The sequence below is a fragment of the Streptococcus sp. 27098_8_73 genome (genome assembly GCF_041432495.1).
In the GTDB taxonomy this organism is placed as follows: domain Bacteria; phylum Bacillota; class Bacilli; order Lactobacillales; family Streptococcaceae; genus Streptococcus.
Genome location: NZ_JAPVZT010000013.1, coordinates 1 through 20,092 on the forward strand (window position 1 = coordinate 1; position 20,092 = coordinate 20,092).

At 41.6% G+C, this 20,092-nt stretch carries 17 protein-coding genes and 1 tRNA gene; 16 read left to right on the forward strand and 2 right to left on the reverse strand.

The genetic code is table 11. The features are described 5' to 3' along the window. Window positions 1-8: 8 nt before the first annotated feature. The 9 genes from O3651_RS08675 to O3651_RS08715 all read left to right on the forward strand — a co-directional run bounded on the left by O3651_RS08675 (window position 9) and on the right by O3651_RS08715 (window position 7,286). Window positions 9-96: transfer RNA gene (locus O3651_RS08675), tRNA-Ser, on the forward strand. 162 nt (window positions 97-258) lie between these two features. Continuing rightward, window positions 259-1,074, forward strand: a complete 816-nt coding sequence (gene mreC / locus O3651_RS08680; RefSeq protein ID WP_125383587.1) for a rod shape-determining protein MreC — start codon at window positions 259-261, stop codon at window positions 1,072-1,074. A gap of 1 nt (window position 1,075) precedes the next feature. Beyond that, the gene (mreD, locus tag O3651_RS08685) at window positions 1,076-1,576 is read left to right on the forward strand and encodes a rod shape-determining protein MreD (protein WP_371610185.1); all 501 of its coding nucleotides are present in this window, start codon (window positions 1,076-1,078) and stop codon (window positions 1,574-1,576) included. Between the two features lie 98 nt (window positions 1,577-1,674). Then, window positions 1,675-2,874: a peptidoglycan hydrolase PcsB gene (gene pcsB, locus O3651_RS08690; RefSeq protein ID WP_045498387.1), complete on the forward strand. Its 1,200-nt coding sequence runs from the start codon at window positions 1,675-1,677 to the stop codon at window positions 2,872-2,874. A 135-nt stretch (window positions 2,875-3,009) separates the two neighbouring features. Then, window positions 3,010-3,975 carry a ribose-phosphate diphosphokinase gene (locus tag O3651_RS08695; protein ID WP_371610186.1) on the forward strand — a complete coding sequence of 322 codons (966 nt, stop codon included), beginning with the start codon at window positions 3,010-3,012 and terminating at the stop codon, window positions 3,973-3,975. A 124-nt stretch (window positions 3,976-4,099) separates the two neighbouring features. Next, window positions 4,100-5,272 carry a pyridoxal phosphate-dependent aminotransferase gene (locus tag O3651_RS08700; RefSeq protein ID WP_371610187.1) on the forward strand — a complete coding sequence of 391 codons (1,173 nt, stop codon included), beginning with the start codon at window positions 4,100-4,102 and terminating at the stop codon, window positions 5,270-5,272. After that, window positions 5,265-6,062, forward strand: coding sequence for a DNA repair protein RecO (gene recO, locus O3651_RS08705; protein WP_371610188.1), 798 nt, complete (start codon window positions 5,265-5,267; stop codon window positions 6,060-6,062). The genes O3651_RS08700 and recO overlap by 8 nt, the downstream gene beginning before the upstream one ends. Next, complete coding sequence (gene plsX / locus O3651_RS08710; RefSeq protein ID WP_371610189.1) at window positions 6,043-7,047, forward strand: phosphate acyltransferase PlsX; 1,005 nt, start codon at window positions 6,043-6,045, stop codon at window positions 7,045-7,047. The genes recO and plsX overlap by 20 nt, the downstream gene beginning before the upstream one ends. Further along, window positions 7,044-7,286 (forward strand): acyl carrier protein, encoded by a 243-nt coding sequence (locus O3651_RS08715; protein ID WP_005591354.1) that lies wholly within the window; start codon window positions 7,044-7,046, stop codon window positions 7,284-7,286. Before plsX ends, O3651_RS08715 begins: the two co-directional genes overlap by 4 nt. A 66-nt stretch (window positions 7,287-7,352) precedes the next feature. Here the strand turns inward: O3651_RS08715 and O3651_RS08720 are convergent, their stop codons facing one another. Next, complete coding sequence (locus O3651_RS08720; RefSeq protein ID WP_371610190.1) at window positions 7,353-9,299, reverse strand: GBS Bsp-like repeat-containing protein; 1,947 nt, start codon at window positions 9,297-9,299, stop codon at window positions 7,353-7,355. Between the two features lie 376 nt (window positions 9,300-9,675). On the opposite strand from O3651_RS08720, the gene purD reads away from it, so the two are divergent. The 5 genes from purD (at window position 9,676) to purB (ending at window position 16,536) form a co-directional block, all read left to right on the forward strand. Then, window positions 9,676-10,941: a phosphoribosylamine--glycine ligase gene (purD, locus tag O3651_RS08725; protein ID WP_371610191.1), complete on the forward strand. Its 1,266-nt coding sequence runs from the start codon at window positions 9,676-9,678 to the stop codon at window positions 10,939-10,941. 196 nt (window positions 10,942-11,137) lie between these two features. Continuing rightward, a complete protein-coding gene (gene purE / locus O3651_RS08730; protein WP_173254287.1) occupies window positions 11,138-11,629 on the forward strand; it encodes a 5-(carboxyamino)imidazole ribonucleotide mutase in 492 nt (163 codons plus the stop codon). Then, complete coding sequence (purK, locus tag O3651_RS08735) at window positions 11,616-12,689, forward strand: 5-(carboxyamino)imidazole ribonucleotide synthase (RefSeq protein WP_371610192.1); 1,074 nt, start codon at window positions 11,616-11,618, stop codon at window positions 12,687-12,689. Before purE ends, purK begins: the two co-directional genes overlap by 14 nt. 101 nt (window positions 12,690-12,790) lie before the next feature. Then, complete coding sequence (locus O3651_RS08740) at window positions 12,791-15,235, forward strand: SIR2 family protein (protein WP_371610193.1); 2,445 nt, start codon at window positions 12,791-12,793, stop codon at window positions 15,233-15,235. Between the two features lie 5 nt (window positions 15,236-15,240). Continuing rightward, window positions 15,241-16,536: an adenylosuccinate lyase gene (gene purB, locus O3651_RS08745; protein WP_371610194.1), complete on the forward strand. Its 1,296-nt coding sequence runs from the start codon at window positions 15,241-15,243 to the stop codon at window positions 16,534-16,536. 425 nt (window positions 16,537-16,961) lie between these two features. Here purB and O3651_RS08750 read toward each other — a convergent pair whose 3' ends face one another. Further along, window positions 16,962-17,678: a GntR family transcriptional regulator gene (locus tag O3651_RS08750; protein WP_005591344.1), complete on the reverse strand. Its 717-nt coding sequence runs from the start codon at window positions 17,676-17,678 to the stop codon at window positions 16,962-16,964. 140 nt (window positions 17,679-17,818) lie between these two features. Here O3651_RS08750 and O3651_RS08755 point away from each other — a divergent pair, with 140 nt between their 5' ends. Next, complete coding sequence (locus tag O3651_RS08755; protein WP_371610195.1) at window positions 17,819-19,606, forward strand: beta-galactosidase family protein; 1,788 nt, start codon at window positions 17,819-17,821, stop codon at window positions 19,604-19,606. Next, window positions 19,603-20,079, forward strand: coding sequence for a PTS system mannose/fructose/N-acetylgalactosamine-transporter subunit IIB (locus tag O3651_RS08760; protein ID WP_045498334.1), 477 nt, complete (start codon window positions 19,603-19,605; stop codon window positions 20,077-20,079). Before O3651_RS08755 ends, O3651_RS08760 begins: the two co-directional genes overlap by 4 nt. The last annotated feature ends 13 nt before the right edge of the window (window positions 20,080-20,092 follow it).

The following is a 20,092-nucleotide window of genomic DNA, read 5'->3' on the forward strand; positions in this document are numbered from 1 at the left end:
AGTATATTGGAGAATTACTCAAGAGGCTGAAGAGGACGGTTTGCTAAATCGTTAGGTCGGGTAACTGGCGCGGGGGTTCGAATCCCCCATTCTCCGTAAATAAGGGAGTTTAGCATTTGCTATCTCCTTTTCTTGTTTTATAACGTTTTTATTTTGTAGAATTGTTTTTTATTGTTTATATGAACTCGGTTTGTTGACTTGTTATAGTCTGTTCTGGATTTATATAAGTGTAGGGATTTATTGGTTGCGGAGATTGGAATGAATAAATTAAAGATGTCTAAATTTTTGATTTCTATTTTGCTATTGGGAATTGTTATGATAAGCTTGATGCTTTCCCCTCTTTCACCATGGATTGTTTCTGTGACTGGTGATTTTTTGTCCAGTATTGATCGGGTAGTTGCTATTCCTTTTAACTATTTTGCTAAGGAAAAGAAAAAGGTTGTTCAGTTAATAGAGACCTATCAAGAAAATGAGACACTAAAAGGAACAATTTACAATCTTGAAGAGAAGGCAAATATTTCTGATTCCTTAAAATTGGAGAATGAACAGTTGCGTTCTCTCTTAGAGTTACGAAATAATGATCAAAGTGCTGTCAAGATTGCTGCAGAAGTGATTTCTCGCTCTCCATCTACTTGGAAGAATGAATTAACTCTTGATAAGGGGCAGTCTAGCGATGTGACAACCTCTATGCTGGCTATTTCTAACGGTGGTTTGATTGGAGCAGTTAGCAGTGTTTCCGACTCTTCCAGTGTCGTTAGTCTACTTACAAATGAAAAGAATGATAGTTCTATTGCAATTAAAATTCAGACAAAAACTGGTTTTGCCTATGGCATCATTGTTGGTTTTGACACTGAGAAGTCAGCTTTTATCGTCAGCCAGCTAAATACGGTGGATGGCATTGAAGAAGGGGCAACTGTAACGACAAGTGGTCTAGGCTCTTATAATGCTGAGAATGTCTTGGTTGGTCAAGTTTTATCAATATCAGCTGGTAAGGACCAATTAAACAAGGAAGTTTTGGTGAAGCCTGCTGCAGATTTGTCTGATATTCAAGCGGTTCTGTTGGTGAGAAATTAGTATGAAAATTCTAAGAGGAACTTTTTTTACAACTTTGTTTTTATTTCTGATCTTCTTCATTGATGGTCAATTATCAAGAAGTCTTGTAGATCTTTTTGCTGAGAAGTGGCATCCGGCAAGTCATATTTTATTGTTCTTTACGGTTTTCTTATTTTTAAACTTTTCAAAGGAATATATTTTTTTCCTCTTCTTCACTCTAGGTCTTTTTTACGATGTTTATTATCTACATGTGATTGGGCTTTTCACCTTCATCTTGCCTCTACTGACAGTTGTCATCTATCATTTTCTGTCTGTATTTTTGCTAAATCGTTGGACACGCGTTTTAGCCATTATTACGATTGTTTTCTTTTTTGAAATGATCAGCTTTGTTTCTGCATCATTCTTGAACCTAGCGAGCTTTACATTCCCTGATTTTATTATCTATGCTTTGGTGCCGACTTTAGTATTTAATGCCTTTCTTTTCCTATTGTTACGGCCTTTGTTTGAAAAAGTCTATTTATGATGATTTAGAAATAGAAATGTAACGAATGCGTAATATATAGCCAGAATTTTTTTGATATACTATATAATGTCTTAGTAAGAAGGAGTGTTAATATTTTTATGAAGAAAAAGCTACTTACATCAGTTTTATTGAGTGCTGTGATCCTTTCTCAAGGTGCTGCGCTAGTAAATGTTAAGGCTGATAGTACAGATGATAAAATTGCAGCTCAAAATAGTAAAATTGATAGTTTAACCAATCAACAAAAAGCGGCACAAGCACAAGTTGATGAAATTCAAAAACAAGTTTCAGCTATTCAAAAGCAACAAGAAGTGCTTCAAGCAGAAAATGAAAAATTGAATGCTGAATCTGCGAAACTTACTGCTGAAATTGAAGAGTTGTCAAAGAATATTGTTGCTCGTAATGAGTCTCTTGCAAACCAAGCGCGTAGTGCTCAAACAAATGGTACAGCAACAAGCTATATCAACACAATCATTAACTCTGCTTCAATCACTGAAGCTATCTCTCGTGTAGCAGCGATGAGCGAAATCGTTTCGGCTAACAACAAAATGCTGGAACAACAAAAAGAAGATAAAGAAAAGATTGCTGAAAAACAAGTTGCTAACAATGAAGCTATCAATACAGTCATTGCAAACCAACAAAAACTTGCAGACGATGCTCAAACGTTGACAACTAAGCAGGCTGAACTCAAGGTTGCTCAACTGAACCTTGCAGCTGAAAAAGCAACTGCTGAAAATGAGAAAAATAGTCTCTTAGAGCAAAAAGCAGCAGCTGAAAAAGCGGCAGCTGAGGCAGCAGCGGCAGAAGCAGCATATAAGAACCAGCAACAAGCGCAACAACAAGCGATCCTTGCTTCAGGAAATACAAGCTTCGCAGCACAAGTTCAAGCTGTAAATAATACAGGTGGAACTCCTGCAGCAGAAGCAGCAGTTGCTACATCAGGAGTTGTCGCAACTCCATCATATAGCCTTTCAGCATCAACTTATCCTGTAGGTCAATGTACTTGGGGTGCTAAGACTTTGGCACCATGGGCTGGCGACTACTGGGGTAATGGTGGTCAATGGGCAGCTAGTGCAGCAGCAGCAGGCTTCCGTACAGGATCACAACCACAAGTTGGAGCAATCGCATGTTGGAACGACGGTGGCTACGGACACGTTGCAGTTGTAACAGCAGTTCAATCTGCTAACAACATTCAAGTATCAGAAGCAAACTATGCTGGTAACCAATCACTCGGTAATCACCGTGGATGGTTTGACCCAACAAATGCACAAGGATACGTAACATACATCTATCCAAACTAATGAAATATGAAGGAGAACGACTTTTCGTTCTCCCTTTTATTTTTTATTGAAAAATTGCTGGAAAAGCGTTACAATGGTAGATAGGACAAATGCAATTGGTTACAATAAAAGACGATTTAGAATCTGGAGGGAATCATGTCTTTTTCTGAATTAAAGCTCTTTGCTCTTTCTTCTAATCAAGAATTAGCGAAACGTGTTGCAAAAGAGATTGGTATACCGCTTGGTAAATCAACGGTTCGTCAATTTTCTGACGGGGAAATTCAAGTAAACATCGAAGAATCGATCCGTGGTAAGCACGTTTTTATCTTGCAGTCGACTAGCTCACCTGTCAATGACAATCTAATGGAAATTTTGATCATGGTGGATGCCTTGAAGCGGGCTAGTGCGGAGTCTATCAATGTGGTGATGCCTTACTATGGCTATGCTAGACAGGACCGAAAAGCTCGTGCTCGTGAGCCAATTACATCTAAATTAGTGGCTAATCTAATGGAGATTGCTGGGGTAGATCGCCTATTGACCATTGATTTGCATGCTGCTCAGATTCAAGGTTTCTTTGATATTCCTGTTGATCATTTGATGGGAGCGCCTTTGATTGCTGATTATTTTGAGCGTCGGGGCATGGTTGGTAGTGACTATGTGGTTGTTAGCCCAGACCACGGTGGTGTCAGCCGCGCTCGTAAGTTGGCCGAATTTCTCAAGACTTCGATTGCGATTATCGACAAACGTCGCAGCGTTGACAAAATGAATACCAGTGAAGTCATGAATATCATTGGTAAGGTGGAAGGTAAGACCTGTATTCTGATAGATGATATGATTGATACAGCGGGGACCATTTGTCATGCGGCAGATGCTTTGGCAGAGTCAGGCGCTGTGGAAGTCTATGCGAGCTGTACTCACCCAGTCTTGTCAGGGCCAGCTATGGAAAATATCCAGAAATCAGCTATCAAAAAACTTGTGGTTTTAGATACCATCTATCTTTCAGAGGACAGATTAATCGATAAGATTGAGCAGATTTCTATCGCTCATCTCTTGGCAGAAGCCATCGTTCGAATCCATGAAAAACGTCCACTTTCCCCCCTTTTTGAAAGACATAATATATAAGGATTGTGGAGTATTAGAGATTTAGCAACTTGCTAAATCTCTTTCTTATTCCTATTTGTAATAAAATTTTGCTGTAGTACTGCATTTATAGTATAATAGTTCTATTAGATTATCGGAGGCGGCTATGGATTTGACTAAGAAGTTTAATAAAAATTTAGATAAAATTGAAGTGTCTCTGATTCGTCAGTTTGACCAGTCTATTTCTACGATTCCAGGTGTTCTGCGGCTGACCTTGGGCGAGCCGGACTTTCCGACACCGGATCATATCAAGGAGGCGGCCAAGGCAGCTATTGATGCCAATCAGAGCCACTATACAGGAATGAGCGGACTTTTGGAGCTGCGGCAGGCTGCGGCTGACTTTGTCAAGGAAAAGTACAATCTGAACTATCGTCCAGAAGATGAAGTCTTAGTCACTATTGGGGCAACTGAGGCTCTATCTGCGACTCTGACGGCTATTCTGGAGGAGGGCGACAAGGTCTTACTACCAGCGCCAGCTTATCCAGGTTATGAGCCGATTGTCAATTTGGTCGGGGCAGAGATTATCGAGATTGATACGACAGAAAACAACTTCGTCTTGACCCCTGAAATGCTAGAGCAGGCTATCTTGGAGCAGGGGGATGCGCTCAAGGCTGTTATTCTCAACTATCCGTCCAATCCGACTGGCGTGACTTATTCGCGAGAGCAGATTGAGGCTTTGGCAGCAGTATTGAGCCAGTATGAAGTTTTTGTCGTTTGTGATGAGGTTTATTCTGAATTGACTTATACGGAGCAGGGGCACGTTTCTCTGGCGGAATATTTGCCTGAGCAGACCATCGTGATCAATGGCTTGTCCAAGTCTCATGCTATGACGGGCTGGCGATTGGGCTTTATCTTTGCACCGGCTGCTTTTACGGCTCAATTGATCAAGAGCCATCAGTATCTAGTGACAGCAGCTAATACCATGGCTCAATATGCAGCTATTGAGGCTTTGACGGCTGGTAAGGATGATGCTCAACCGATGAAGGAGGAATACATCCAGCGGCGGGATTACATTATCGAACAGATGACGGAGCTGGGTTATCAGATTATCAAGCCAGACGGTGCTTTCTATATTTTTGCCAAGATTCCAGCAGGCTACAATCAAGATTCTTTTACCTTTTTACGGGATTTTGCTGAGAAGAAGGCTGTGGCCTTTATCCCAGGAGCGGCCTTTGGCCAGTATGGAGAAGGCTATATCCGCCTGTCTTATGCAGCTAGCATGGAAACCATCAAGGAAGCTCTGAAACGTCTCAAGGAGTACATGGAAGGCCATGCTTAGACCGTTAACGAGCAAGAGTTTGATTCTCTATAATCGGAATTTCCGGGAAGATGATAAGCTGGTCAAGATCTTTACGGAACAGGCTGGCAAGCGAATGTTTTTCGTGAAACATGCTGGAAAATCTAAGCTGGCACCAGTCATCCAGCCTCTGACGGCGGCAGAACTCTTAATGAAAATCAATGACGATGGGCTCAGCTATATCGAAGATTACCAAGCTGTGGAAAGTTACGGGCAAATCAAGGGCGATCTCTTTGTCATGGCTTATGCCAGCTATGTGGCGGCTCTAGCAGATGCTAGTATTCAGGACCATCAGCCAGATCCGGCCCTCTTTGCTTTTTTGCAAAAGACACTGGATTTGATGAATCAAGGGCTGGATTATGAGGTTTTGACAAATATTTTTGAAATTCAGATTTTATCTCGCTTTGGCGTTTCTCTGAATTTCCATGACTGTGTTTTTTGCCATCGGACAGGTCTGCCTTTTGATTTTTCCTTTCAATATGTCGGGGTACTCTGTCCAGAGCATTATCACAAGGATGCTCATCGCAGTCATCTTAATCCCAATATTCCTTTTTTGCTCAATCAGTTTCAGGCGGTTCAGTTTAGTGAGCTGGAGACGATTTCGCTCAAGCCGGAAATCAAGCGACAGATCAGGGACTTTATAGATCAACTTTATGATGAATACGTAGGTATTCATCTCAAATCAAAGAAATTTATCGACTCTCTGGGCGACTGGGGCAGTATTTTACAAGACAAACATGAGGAAGAACAGCATGAAAAAAATAGCTATTGATGCCATGGGCGGAGACAATGCCCCTCAGGCTTTAGTCGAAGGTGCCAATCAGGCTCTGAGAGACTTCTCGGATATTGAGCTTGTGCTCTATGGGGATGAGGCCAAGATTAAACCTCTATTGACAGCGACAGAGCGCGTCAGCATTGTTCATACGGAAGAAAAGATTAATTCGGATGATGAGCCGACCAGGGCTATTCGCAAGAAGAAGCAGGCTAGCATGGTTTTGGCAGCCAAGGCAGTCAAAGACGGGGAAGCAGATGCGGTCCTGTCTGCTGGTAACACAGGGGCGCTTCTGGCGGCGGGTTTCTTTATCGTCGGGCGGATCAAAAATATTGACCGACCAGGACTTTTATCCACTTTACCGACTGGAGATGGCCGAGGCTTTGATATGTTGGATCTGGGGGCAAATGCTGAAAATACCCCTCACCATCTGCATCAATATGCTATCCTAGGTTCTTTTTATGCGGAAAATGTTCGTGGCATTAAGCGGCCACGGGTTGGTTTGCTCAATAATGGCACTGAAGCCAGCAAGGGAGACCCTCTGCGTAAGGAAACTTATGCACTGTTGTCGGCAGATGACAAGCTGAACTTCATCGGCAATGTAGAGGCGCGTGACCTTATGGATGGAGTGGCAGATGTTGTCGTAGCAGATGGCTTTACGGGTAATGCAGTGCTCAAGTCTATCGAAGGAACGGCCATTAGCATCCTAGGCCAGCTCAAAAAGGCTGTGCTAGGCGGTGGTCTCAAGGCTAAGCTAGGAGCTTTATTGCTCAAAGATAGCCTACAGGAAATGCGCAAGAGTCTGGACTATTCCAGTGCCGGTGGGGCCGTTCTCTTTGGACTAAAGGCGCCAGTGGTCAAGACACACGGTTCAAGCGATGCCAAGGCTGTTTATAGCACCATTCGTCAGATCCGAACCATGCTGGAGACAGATGTTGTCGGAAAATCTGTGGTGGAATTTTCAAAAGAGGTGGATACAGAATGAATCAAGAACAAATTTTTCAAAAAGTAACAGAAATTATCCAAGAACGTCAAGGAAAGGACTTTGTTGTCCAGCCAACTTTGGGCTTAAAAGATGATTTAGGCGCTGATTCTGTTGACTTAATGGAATTCATCCTGACTTTAGAGGATGAGTTTGCGATTGAAATTTCAGATGAGGATGTTGATCGCTTTGAAAATGTCGCAGATATTGTCGCCTATTTGGAAAAGAAACTAGCGAAGTAAGAAATCGACTTCGATTTGAACAGATGAAAAACCTTGGTTGATAAAACCAAGGTTTTTTTAGTAGATTTATTTTGGATAGATATAGCTAACAGCTCCTTGACCAGCGGCGTAAGGATTGAACCAGCCACGGAAGTTGCCAATGTACTGTTTGCCTGCATAGTTGGATTCTTTGATTTGGATGCGGGTGTTGGATTCGACATGTGTGACAACACCGACATGCCCATAACCACCATCGGTCCAGCAGATGATGGCTCCGACTTGTGGTGTGCTTCCTGTTCGGAAACCAGCTGCGCGTGCGCTAGCTGCCCATTGACCACCGTTGCCCCAGTAAGGACCAGCCCAAGGAGCCAGTACTTTTGCTCCCCAAGTACATTGACCATGAGGATAAGAGGATGCTCCTACATAATCAGGTGTGTAGAGGGTTGGCTCAGGCGTGGTTGGTTTATCAACCTGATAGCTGGTGCCTGTAAGTCCAGTCATCTGACCATTGAGATTGCGGTAAACATGGGTATGGAAGAGTCCATTTCCAGCGTGCTGTTGCGTATTGATGGTAAATTTATACAAGCCATTGCCCACTTTGTTAGCAGTGTACCATTTGATGTCATCTTGGCCGTTGACCTCTGACCAAGTTGGTAGAGAAATGGTTCCTGGTCCGAAAGCATCGGAAACGGTTACTTCGTAATTGTAGGTAGAAATTTTATTGACAGAAACCTTGGCTTTGATATTTTCAGCAGAGAGGGTGACGCTGTCTGTCGCATAGCTATGCTCGCTACCATCTTTGTACTTAACGTAGATATGATTGGTGTAGCTTCCAGATAAGGCTTGGTGGTTGCGGATATTGAATTGTGCAGTAAAAGTCCCATCTCCATTGTTACTTGCCTCATACCACTTGATATTGCTTTGATTCTGGGTACTCCAAATAGGGACGCGGACGGATTGAATTGGCTTAGATGCCGCAGTTTCGGTGACTTTTACAGTGTAGGTTCCCTCTTCCTGATTGATATTTTCAACAGAGAAAAGCGGTTTTTGGTCTTTTTGAGAAGGCATCTTGCCAGCATCCAGTGTAACACTTGTTCCTGCTAATCCTGTTAACTCAGGCTTGACATAGCTTTCTCCATAGAGATGGATATGGTAGGTTCCTGTATCGTAATTGTGTTTCTTCAGCTCGACTCTGACGCTATAACTGCCATCAGGATTTTTCCTTGCTTGATACCATTGTAAATCATCTTGCCCCTTATTTTCAGACCAAGTTGGGACATTGACCTTATACATGGATTCAGGAAGATTTTTGATAAGGATTTCCATAATGCCAGGTTCAGGGAAACTTGTCTGAATGGTCGGATTAGGCTTTTCTAGATGGAAAGTGGTGCCTGATTGGTAAATCATTTTGCCATTTTTATTTTCATAAGTATCTACGAAATATTTTCCATAACCTTTGTGATTAGAAAGTGTAAATTCGGTGATATCTTGTCCGGCATTATACCATTTTAAGTCATCTTGTCCGTTTTCATCAGACCAGACCGCATGTAAAATGCGAGAGTTTATCTGGTCTTTGTTACGCTTAAAGTGAATTTGACTAGTTTGTCCGACAATATTAGTAGAGACCTTAACCGCAGGTTTATTAACAGTGAAGGTCGTACCATTCAAGCCTATCATTTTACCGTTAATATTAATGTAAGTATGAACGTGGAAGGTGCCATAGCCAGCGTGCTGCCGAAGGTCAACGGATGTGCTGGATGTTTGAGGTGTGGTGTACCATTTCAAATCATCCTGCCCATTTTCGTCGGACCAGACTGCGTGAGAAATGGTATAGGGAACCTGAGCCTTGGAGCGGGCATAATGAATCTGTGCTGTATCTCCGGTGACATTAACGGTCACATTGCTGGCACGATCAGTGGGGCCTAGGACTTTGTTTCCAGCTTCAGTCGATGCAACAGCTTGAGCTGTGGAATGACTGGTAAACAGCCCAAGGACTGCTCCGGATAATAAAAACAGCTTCTGATATTTTTTCATAAATCTCCTTTGAATAAGTAATTTGGATGATTCCATTTAGATTATTCGGGAAAAAATATAAAAAAAGAAAAATTTTAAAAGATGATGATAATTGAATTTCTAATTTATTTTAGTTTCATGAAATCTTTGATATTTAAAATAAAAGTAATGAAATAGTCAAAATATCAAAAATAATATAGGTAGATTTTATTTTTCAGAGATGGATATTCCTAACAAAAGTAGATTATTTCTCTTCTTTTCCTGCTTATCATGGAATAAAGCGAACGATTGTGATATAATTTAGATAAATAATTCGTAAAAAATATGGTGATTTTTACGTGATGTGTTAGCTTGGTGCGAAAGCACCTGTGATGATGGACGTTGAGGTATCTTAGCTATGAAGCTTTTAGTTGTTGGTTCGGGCGGTCGTGAGCATGCGATTGCCAAGAAGTTGTTGGAGTCTCAGGATGTGGAGCAAGTCTTTGTCGCACCTGGAAATGACGGTATGACCTTGGATGGGCTAGACTTGGTGAATATTGGAATTTCCGAACATTCTAAGTTGATTGAATTTGCAAAGGCCAACGATATTGCTTGGACCTTCATTGGCCCAGATGATGCCCTTGCTGCTGGAATCGTGGATGATTTTAACCAAGCTGGGCTGAAAGCCTTTGGTCCGACAAGATTGGCAGCAGAGCTAGAGTGGTCCAAGGATTTTGCCAAGGAAATCATGGTCAAATATGGCGTTCCCACAGCAGCCTATGGGACATTTTCCGACTTTGAGGAGGCTAAAGCCTATATCGAGGAGAAAGGCGCTCCTATCGTCGTCAAGGCGGACGGCTTGGCGCTTGGGAAAGGCGTCGTCGTAGCGGAGACAGTCGATCAAGCGGTCGAAGCAGCCCACGAGATGCTTTTGGATAATAAATTTGGCGACAGTGGTGCGCGTGTGGTTATCGAAGAATTCCTAGACGGTGAGGAGTTCTCCCTCTTTGCCTTTGTCAATGGTGACAAGTTCTACATTATGCCGACCGCTCAGGATCACAAGCGTGCCTACGATGGTGACAAGGGACCCAATACAGGCGGTATGGGAGCTTATGCGCCAGTACCTCACTTACCACAGAGTGTGGTTGACACAGCGGTTGACACTATTGTCAAGCCAGTCCTTGAGGGCATGATCCAGGAAGGTCGCCCTTATCTGGGTGTGCTCTACGCTGGGCTGATTTTGACAGCGGACGGGCCTAAGGTCATCGAGTTCAACGCTCGATTTGGAGATCCTGAAACTCAGATTATCCTGCCCCGCCTGACCTCTGATTTTGCACAAAATATCACTGATATCCTTGATAGCAAGGAGCCGAACATCACTTGGACGGACAAGGGTGTGACTCTGGGTGTGGTTGTCGCGTCAAATGGCTACCCGCTAGATTATAAAAAGGGCGTTGAGCTGCCAGCCAAAACCGATGGCGACATCATCACCTACTATGCAGGGGCTAAGTTTGCGGAAAATAGCAGAGCACTGTTGTCAAATGGCGGACGTGTTTATATGCTGGTCACCACAGCAGATACCGTCTCAGCTGCGCAGGAAAAAATCTATAACCAACTAAAAAAACAAGACACCACAGGCCTCTTTTACCGAACAGATATCGGCAGCAAGGCTATAAAAGATTAACAGATACTATAGTTATCATGGCGAGCGAAAGCGAGCCACTATAGGATAATCGTCGCAGTAGTGGAACTCCTAGTAGCAAAGCTACTAGGAGCGGAAAACTGGAGACCTAGGCTCCAGTTTTAGTAATGGAACGCCACAGGCGGTCGCTTACGTCCGCACTACATTAGGCGATTATCAAAAAAAGGAAAGAAAAATTATGACTAAACCAATTATTTCCATCATCATGGGCTCCAAATCCGACTGGGCAACCATGCAAAAAACAGCTGAAGTCTTAGACCGCTTCGGTGTAGCCTACGAAAAGAAAGTCGTCTCTGCTCATCGCACACCAGACCTCATGTTTCAGCATGCCGAAGAAGCCCGCAGCCGTGGCATAAAGGTCATCATCGCAGGTGCTGGTGGTGCCGCCCATTTACCAGGTATGGTTGCTGCTAAAACAACACTTCCTGTCATTGGTGTACCAGTTAAATCACGTGCCCTTAGTGGCGTGGACTCTCTCTACTCTATCGTTCAGATGCCAGGTGGTGTGCCTGTTGCGACTATGGCTATCGGGGAAGCTGGAGCGACTAACGCAGCCCTCTTTGCCCTCCGTCTCCTTTCGGTAGAGGATCAGGCTATCGCGACAGCTTTGGCAGATTTTGCAGAAGAACAAGGAAAAATTGCAGAGGAGTCTACCAATGAGCTCATCTAAAACAATTGGAATTATCGGTGGCGGTCAGCTGGGTCAGATGATGGCTATTTCTGCTATCTACATGGGGCACAAGGTTATCGCGCTGGATCCTGCGGCGGATTGTCCAGCTTCTCGTGTTGCAGAAATCATCGTGGCGCCTTATAACGATGTGGATGCCCTGCGTCAGTTGGCTGAGCGTTGCGATGTCCTGACCTATGAGTTTGAAAATGTCGATGCAGCCGGTTTGGATGCTGTTGTCAAGGATGGTCAGCTCCCTCAAGGGACGGACCTGCTCCGCATTTCTCAAAATCGGATCTTTGAAAAGGACTTTCTCGCAAACAAGGCTCAAGTCACCGTGGCACCCTACAAGGTTGTGAATTCTAGCCAAGACTTGGCAAATATTGACCTGTCGAAAAACTATGTTCTCAAGACTGCGACAGGTGGCTACGACGGGCATGGGCAAAAGGTTATTCGCTCAGAAGCAGACTTGGTAGAAGCCTACGCTCTAGCTGACTCAGCAGCCTGCGTTTTGGAAGAATTCGTCAATTTCGATCTTGAAATTTCTGTCATCGTGTCAGGAAATGGCAAGGACGTGACGGTTTTCCCAGTTCAAGAAAATATCCATCGCAATAACATCCTCTCTAAAACTATTGTTCCTGCTCGTATTTCTGAAAGTTTAGCTGAGAAAGCCAAAGCTATGGCAGTGAGAATCGCTGAGCAACTCAACTTGTCTGGAACCCTTTGCGTGGAAATGTTTGCGACAGCTGATGACATCATTGTCAATGAAATTGCGCCACGTCCACACAACTCTGGACATTACTCTATCGAAGCCTGCGATTTCTCCCAGTTTGACACCCATATTCTCGGTGTTCTGGGAGCACCATTGCCAGCTATCCACCTGCATGCACCAGCCGTCATGCTCAATGTTCTCGGCCAGCATGTCGAGGCCGCTGAAAAATATGTTACAGAAAATCCAAGCGCCCACCTCCACATGTATGGTAAAATAGAAGCGAAGCACAACCGTAAGATGGGACATGTGACTTTGTTTAGTGATGTGCCGGATAAGGTGGAGGAGTTTTGATATTGAAAAATCAATTTTTATAATTATGTTATAGTTAAAGAAGTTAGTTAAAGTAAATAGATAAGAATTGCTGAAAATATTTGTTATTGGAAAGGATTAATATGCAAATAGCTAAAGAAGATATTTATAACATTTTTAGAGGCGAAGCTATTTTGTTTCTTGGTGCAGGCTTTTCTATGGAAAATAAAAATCCTAGAGGTCAGTGTTTGCCTTCTGCAGGTGAATTGGGTAGAAAACTCCAGATTGATGCAGGAATTAGTAGTCAAGAGGTTAGTGATAATGCAAGCTTAGAAGATGTTTCACAATATTTTATAGAGCAAGTTGGGAAAACTCAACTTGTTAAATTGTTGAAGGATACATTCACTGTTAGTAATGTTCTAGAGTGGCAAAAAAAATTACTAGAATTACCTTGGCTTAGAATATATACTACAAACTATGATAATGTTCTGGAACTTTCTTCAACTTTAGCAGGTAAACATAGAAGACCTATAGCAGTGGGTTCTACCACTGAAAAAGTGCAAAATCTAGAAGATGCCATAATACATATAAATGGTTTTGTAGATAATATCACAGAAGATAATTTGCAAAATTCAACGAAACTAACTAGTGAGAGTTATGCAGATACTTACTTTATTAATAGTCCATGGAATACAGAGTTATCTCATAGTTTCAAATATGCTAAAAATGTATTTTTTGTTGGATTTTCTGCGAAATCTGATCTTGATTTGAAGAGAATTATTGCAAGTCAAGAGCAGATTAGAAATAAGGTTTATTTTATCAACGGAGAAGTTTCGGATATAAATAAAGTTTCTTTAAAAAAATTTGGTAAAGTTACTAATTACACAGGACAAAGTTTTGCTGAATTAGTAATCAAGGAAAAGGAGGGTTATGTTCCAATCGATGTTGACAAAGAGTCTAGGACATATTCCTTTCTTCCTAGCTGCTTAAGTGTGAATACTGCTAAGGTAAACGGAAGTGATATATCAGATTTGTTAATTTCTGGTAAGGTTAATAATAATAAATTGTTTTCTAATTATGATTCTTCTAATTATATTGTCTATAGAGAAAAAATTAATATGATTCTTTCTAATATTGAGAAATTCGATTTATTTATTGTTTTGAGTTATTTAGGGAACGGTAAAACAATTTTTCTAAAGATTCTAGAAAGTGAGTTATTAAAAAAAGGATACAGGGTTTTTATATATTCTAAAAATTCTGATAGCATATATTCTGATATTAACGTTCTTAACAAAATTCAACATGATAAATGTTGTATAATTATAGATGATTACTATTCGATAAAATCAGAGTTTTCATTATTACAGAGTCTAGACAATAAAAAGTTTAAAATTGTAGTATCAGGACGTAGAACCCTTCATGGGAACAATATTAGACATTTTAAGGAAGCTATAGGTATAAAAGATTCTCAATCTTATACTGTTTATCTTGATAAGTTAACTAAAGGTGAACAAATTTCGTTACAAAAGATTATAGAAGAACATAATATCTGGGGACAATTAGCGAGCAAAACTGATGAAGAAAAATTAGAATTTATTATAAAAAATTCTGAGCATGGAATAAGTGGATTTATTGTTGAATTTCTTCGAAAGACAAATATTTTGAAGAAATTTGTAAAAATATACACAGAATTTGAATTGCCTGAGAAGGAAATTGTAATGTTATTGTTAATCAATAATATTTTAAGTATTGGATTAAATGTTCAAGATATATTAAAATTAACAAACAATATATATATTAGTGATAAAATTTTGTTAAATCCCAATCTAGGAGAGTTTTTGGACGTAGAAAAGGATGAGATTATTTTCAAATCATCTGCCGCCTCAATAGAGTTATTAAATGAGGAGAAAGATAGACGAAGCTTAGTTCGATTGTTGTCAAAAGTGTTATTAAAAGCTGGTGAGCTAGATTATGATGATACTTACCTTTATTTAAAGAGGGAAATCATCTCATTTTCCAATTTTAAATTATTAAATAGAGAAGTTTCAACTGAGGAGCTAAATCGCTTAGCTGTTGAGTATTATGAAACGATTCAGAATTATAAGTTTACTAAGGAAAATCAATTCTTTTGGTTACAGTTTGGTATTCAAAGATTAGAAGAAAAAAACTATATTCTAGCTGATAAATATTTTGACAATGCTTTAAACTATGCAAGTGCTAAGGGAATGAAGGATTTTTATCAAATAAATGCTCAGAAAGCGAGAGGGATTGTAGAAAACATTGTAGAGAATGATGTTAATATAGAAGAGGCTTTTTCTCAAATGCAATTTGCTCATAGCCTATTAGTAAAAGATCTCAATAATTTTAGGAATAATCAATCCTATCAATTGTCACAAGGAAAACTGTATTTAAAATTTTATAATAAGTATGGTAAAGAATTGACTGCATCAGACACTTATATTAAATTTAAAATGATAGTAATGCAATACAAAAGAGAAATTGAAAAGTATTTAAACCAATATGATCAAGTGTCAATCGTTATAGAAAGTTTGGCTGATATAGAAAAAATATTAAAATCGAAGGAGTAATAACAATGATTGAACGTTATTCTCGCCCCGAAATGGCGAACATTTGGAGTGAAGAAAATAAATACCGTGCTTGGCTTGAGGTGGAAATCTTGGCTGACGAGGCTTGGGCTGAGTTGGGGGAAATCCCTAAGGAAGATGTGGCTTTGATTCGCGAAAAAGCGGACTTTGACATCGACCGTATTTTGGAGATTGAGCAGGAGACGCGCCATGATGTGGTGGCTTTCACGCGTGCGGTTTCTGAGACGCTTGGTGAAGAGCGCAAGTGGGTTCACTATGGGTTGACCTCTACTGACGTGGTGGATACGGCCTACGGTTGCCTTTACAAACAGGCTAACGACATCATCCGTCGTGATCTTGAAAACTTCACCAACATCATTGCTGACAAGGCTAAGGAGCACAAGTTTACCATCATGATGGGTCGTACCCACGGTGTGCACGCTGAGCCTACAACTTTTGGTCTTAAATTGGCGACTTGGTACAGCGAAATGAAACGCAATATCGAGCGTTTCGAGCATGCAGCTGCTGGTGTGGAAGCTGGTAAGATTTCTGGTGCGGTTGGGAACTTTGCCAACATCCCACCATTTGTAGAGCAATATGTCTGCGAAAAATTGGGCATCCGTGCTCAAGAAATCTCTACACAGGTCCTTCCTCGTGACCTTCACGCTGAGTACTTTGCAGTTCTCGCGAGCATAGCGACTTCTATCGAGCGTATGGCGACTGAAATCCGTGGTCTGCAAAAGTCTGAGCAGCGCGAAGTCGAAGAGTTCTTTGCCAAGGGTCAAAAGGGCAGCTCAGCTATGCCGCATAAGCGCAATCCGATCGGCTCTGAAAATATGACTGGTCTGGCGCGTGTCATTCGCGGTCACATGGTGACAGCCTTTGAGAATGTCTCTCTTTGGCATGAGCGCGATATTTCCCACTCATCAGCTGAGCGGATTATCGCGCCGGACACGACCATTCTTATCGACTACATGCTCAATCGCTTCGGTAATATCGTCAAGAACTTGACGGTCTTCCCAGAAAACATGATCCGCAACATGAATTCTACGTTTGGTCTTATCTTTAGCCAGCGGGCTATGTTGACCTTGATCGAAAAAGGCATGACACGAGAGCAGGCTTATGACTTGGTGCAGCCAAAGACTGCTCAGTCTTGGGACAATCAAGTAGACTTCAAGCCTTTGCTCGAAGCGGACCCAGAAGTCACTTCCCGTCTGACTCAAGAAGAAATTGATGAGATCTTCAATCCAACTTATTACACCAAGCGCGTGGATGAAATCTTCAAGCGCGTGGGCTTAGATTAAACAAAAAAAGATGAGGCTGGGACAAAAGTCCTAGCCTCTCAATTGTCTTTGGAATGTCGAGCAAGACGCAGTGGTTGAGTGGGCTCTACTACGCTGATTTCATCAGCTTTTACAGCCCTACTCAACTGTGCGGAGGTGGGACGACGAAATCGAATTCTAACGAATTACCGATTTCTGTCCCACTCTCATTTTTATTATTCTCGAATGTATGATAAAAGTTTTGTTTTTGTTGGTTTTCAGTCCTAGAATACTAAAAAAATATACGAAATTAAAAAATTCTGTTTATTTTCTGTCATTTTTTGATGTTTATTAAACAAAAATCGTTCAAATATCTTGCAAATTGGTATAGATAGGTTTATAATAATGATAGGCTAGTTGGTCAGGAAATGAAAAACGACAGCTCATGAGAACCATCGTTTTTCAGATTAATGATCGCGACTAGAAGAAATAAATTTGATTTTGAAGAAATCACCACGCTTGTAGGTTTCGCTGTACTCTAGGATTTGTCCGGTATTTTCCAGTTTTGTGATCTTGACTTGATGCACAGTTGGGAAGTTTGGATCAATTTCTAAGGTCTTAGCAATATCTTTTGGCGTTGGAAAGACGATTTCGTTGGTTTCTTCGAAATACTCATCATTCATGTGGATGTGATAATCCGTTTTGAAGCGATTGTAGATCGAGCTGTAGTAGTCCAAATCTGGATAGTTTGGATTGATGTACTGTTCAGGAATGTAGGTTTGGTGATAGATATAGACTTTATCGCCTGTCCTTCTGATACGGTCAATCTTGTAGTAGAACTGGGATGGAGTTAGTTCTAGTTTTTCCAAGATCCTCAATTCATTTCCACGTTCGATGGACAGAACAGTCACCTTATCCTTTTGGATAGGGAAAGTTTCGATATCAGAGAATTCCACACGCTTGTGTTTTCTTGCGCGTGAAACAAATGTTCCCTTCCCTTGCTGACGGATGATGTAGCCATCATTCGCAAGTTCGTTCAAAGCGCGGACAACGGTGATGGAACTGACGTTGAACATCTTGATTAACTCAGCTTCTGTGTAGAATCTATCACCGTTTTCAAAGTTACCAGAAATGATTTGTTGTTTCAAATCATCTTTGATTTGTTGATATTTAGGAATAGCCATTGTGCTCACCTCTCTTTTTTTATCCCTCTCTATATTGATTTTAACATATTTTTAAAAAAAATGTTGACATTTATGCAAAAGTTTATTATATTAATATTAATAAGAAATGAAAGCGTTTTAAATCTAGGAGGAATGGGGAGATGAAGAGATTTGAAATAGGCTCTTCTTTCTACTTGGATGGTCAGGAGTTTAAGATTTTGTCGGGGGCGATTCACTATTTCCGGATTCAGCCGGAAGACTGGTATCACTCGCTTTACAATCTTAAAGCCCTAGGGTTCAATACAGTTGAGACCTATGTTCCTTGGAACATGCACGAGCCAAAGAAAGGCCAGTTTGACTTTCAGGGGATTTTGGATATTGAGAAATTTCTTCAGATTGCTCAAGATTTAGGATTATATGCCATCGTTCGCCCTTCGCCCTTTATCTGTGCGGAGTGGGAATTTGGCGGCATGCCAGCCTGGCTTTTAACTGAGGATATGAGAATCCGTTCTTCTGATGCTTCCTATCTTCAGGCTGTTGCAGACTACTATGATGAGTTGCTTCCTCGCCTGGTTCCAAGGCTCTTGGACAAGGGTGGGAATATTCTCATGATGCAAGTGGAAAATGAATATGGCTCTTACGGGGAGGATAAAGACTACCTGAGAGCGATTCGGCAGATGATGTTGGATCGAGGTCTTGATTGCCCGCTCTTTACATCGGATGGTCCTTGGCGGGCGACGCTGAAAGCTGGCACGCTGATTGAGGAAGATTTATTTGTTACAGGAAATTTCGGCTCCAAGGCAGATTATAATTTTGCCCAGATGCAGGAATTCTTTGATGAGCATGGCAAAAAATGGCCGCTCATGTGTATGGAGTTTTGGGATGGTTGGTTCAATCGTTGGAAAGAACCGATTATCAAAAGGGATCCTGAGGAACTGGCTCAAGCTGTCCATGAGGTTCTGAAACAAGGCTCTATCAACCTCTATATGTTTCACGGCGGCACCAATTTTGGCTTCATGAATGGCTGCTCGGCCAGAGGTGTGACGGATTTACCACAGGTGACTTCGTATGATTACGATGCCCTGCTCGATGAACAGGGAAATCCAACTCCGAAATATTTTGCAGTGCAAAAAATGATGGAGACCTACTATCCTGAGTACCCACAAATGAAACCGCTCACAAAAGAATCTTTTGAACTGAGAGATATTGCTCTGAGTGAGAAAGTGAGTTTGTTTGAAACATTAGCTGATTTGGCTCAGCCAGTGGAGAGTCTCTATCCTCTCAAAATGGAGGATTTGGGGCAGAGCTATGGCTACTTGCTTTACCGTACCGAAGCCAGCTGGGATGCGGATGAGGAAAAAATTCGGGTGATTGATGGGCGAGACCGGATGCAGCTTTTTGTGGACGGTAAGCTTGTGTCAACCCAGTATCAAGCAGAGATTGGTCAAGATATCTTTGTTGCTGGAGAAAAGAAAGCCACCCACCGTATTGACATCCTGATGGAAAACATGGGGCGGGTCAACTACGGGCATAAGTTCTTGGCAGATACCCAGCGAAAAGGGATTCGGACGGGCGTTTGTAAGGATTTACACTTCTTGCTGAATTGGCAGCAGTATCCACTTTCTTTTGAAAACACAGAAAACATCGATTTTTCAAAAGGGTGGCAACCAGAGCAACCAGCTTTCTACGCTTTTGACTTTAAAATGAAAGCGCTTAAAGATACGTATTTAGACTTGTCCGGTTTTGGAAAGGGTCTTGCCTTTGTAAATGGCGTCAACATCGGCCGTTTCTGGAATGTTGGGCCAACCTTATCGCTTTATATTCCTCATAGCCTTCTGAAAGAAGGACATAACCGTATCATTATTTTTGAAACGGAAGGGGAATATGAAGAATCAATTAACTTAGTTAACCAACCTACATTTAAAACAATAAAGGGGGAAAATTTATGACAATCGTAGGTGCACGTATCGATGGACGTTTGATCCATGGACAGGTAGCCAATCTCTGGACTACCAAGCTCAATATTTCACGCATTATGGTGATTGACGATGAGGTAGCTGAAAATGCTATCGAAAAGAGCGGACTTAAGTTGGCAACGCCGCCAGGAGTGAAGCTCAGCATTTTGCCAATCGCTAAGGCAGCAGAAAACATCTTGGCTGGTAAGTATGACTCACAACGACTCTTTATCGTTGCTCGTAAACCAGACCGATTCCTTCGTTTGGTAGAAGCTGGCGTTCCACTGGAAACACTGAACGTCGGAAATATGTCTCAGTCAGACGAAACTCGTCCCATCACTCGCTCTATCAATGTGGTAGATGCAGATGTGGAAGCTTTCCACAAACTGCATGAAAAAGGAGTGAAGCTGACAGCTCAGATGGTTCCAAATGATCCGGTTGCGGATTTTATGAATTTGTTAAAATAAGGAAAAATTTTTA

Bases quoted from the DNA above. Each gene is read 5' to 3' on its own strand.
- O3651_RS08740 (WP_371610193.1), top strand. From the start codon at position 12,791: ATGCAAATAGCTAAAGAAGATATTTATAACATTTTTAGAGGCGAAGCT.
- purD (WP_371610191.1), top strand. From the start codon at position 9,676: ATGAAGCTTTTAGTTGTTGGTTCGGGCGGTCGTGAGCATGCGATTGCC.
- pcsB (WP_045498387.1), top strand. From the start codon at position 1,675: ATGAAGAAAAAGCTACTTACATCAGTTTTATTGAGTGCTGTGATCCTT.
- O3651_RS08760 (WP_045498334.1), top strand. From the start codon at position 19,603: ATGACAATCGTAGGTGCACGTATCGATGGACGTTTGATCCATGGACAG.
- purK (WP_371610192.1), top strand. From the start codon at position 11,616: ATGAGCTCATCTAAAACAATTGGAATTATCGGTGGCGGTCAGCTGGGT.
- O3651_RS08700 (WP_371610187.1), top strand. From the start codon at position 4,100: ATGGATTTGACTAAGAAGTTTAATAAAAATTTAGATAAAATTGAAGTG.
- mreC (WP_125383587.1), top strand. From the start codon at position 259: ATGAATAAATTAAAGATGTCTAAATTTTTGATTTCTATTTTGCTATTG.
- O3651_RS08695 (WP_371610186.1), top strand. From the start codon at position 3,010: ATGTCTTTTTCTGAATTAAAGCTCTTTGCTCTTTCTTCTAATCAAGAA.
- O3651_RS08720 (WP_371610190.1), bottom strand. From the start codon at position 9,299: ATGAAAAAATATCAGAAGCTGTTTTTATTATCCGGAGCAGTCCTTGGG.
- recO (WP_371610188.1), top strand. From the start codon at position 5,265: ATGCTTAGACCGTTAACGAGCAAGAGTTTGATTCTCTATAATCGGAAT.
- plsX (WP_371610189.1), top strand. From the start codon at position 6,043: ATGAAAAAAATAGCTATTGATGCCATGGGCGGAGACAATGCCCCTCAG.
- O3651_RS08755 (WP_371610195.1), top strand. From the start codon at position 17,819: ATGAAGAGATTTGAAATAGGCTCTTCTTTCTACTTGGATGGTCAGGAG.
- purE (WP_173254287.1), top strand. From the start codon at position 11,138: ATGACTAAACCAATTATTTCCATCATCATGGGCTCCAAATCCGACTGG.
- purB (WP_371610194.1), top strand. From the start codon at position 15,241: ATGATTGAACGTTATTCTCGCCCCGAAATGGCGAACATTTGGAGTGAA.
- O3651_RS08715 (WP_005591354.1), top strand. From the start codon at position 7,044: ATGAATCAAGAACAAATTTTTCAAAAAGTAACAGAAATTATCCAAGAA.
- O3651_RS08750 (WP_005591344.1), bottom strand. From the start codon at position 17,678: ATGGCTATTCCTAAATATCAACAAATCAAAGATGATTTGAAACAACAA.
- mreD (WP_371610185.1), top strand. From the start codon at position 1,076: ATGAAAATTCTAAGAGGAACTTTTTTTACAACTTTGTTTTTATTTCTG.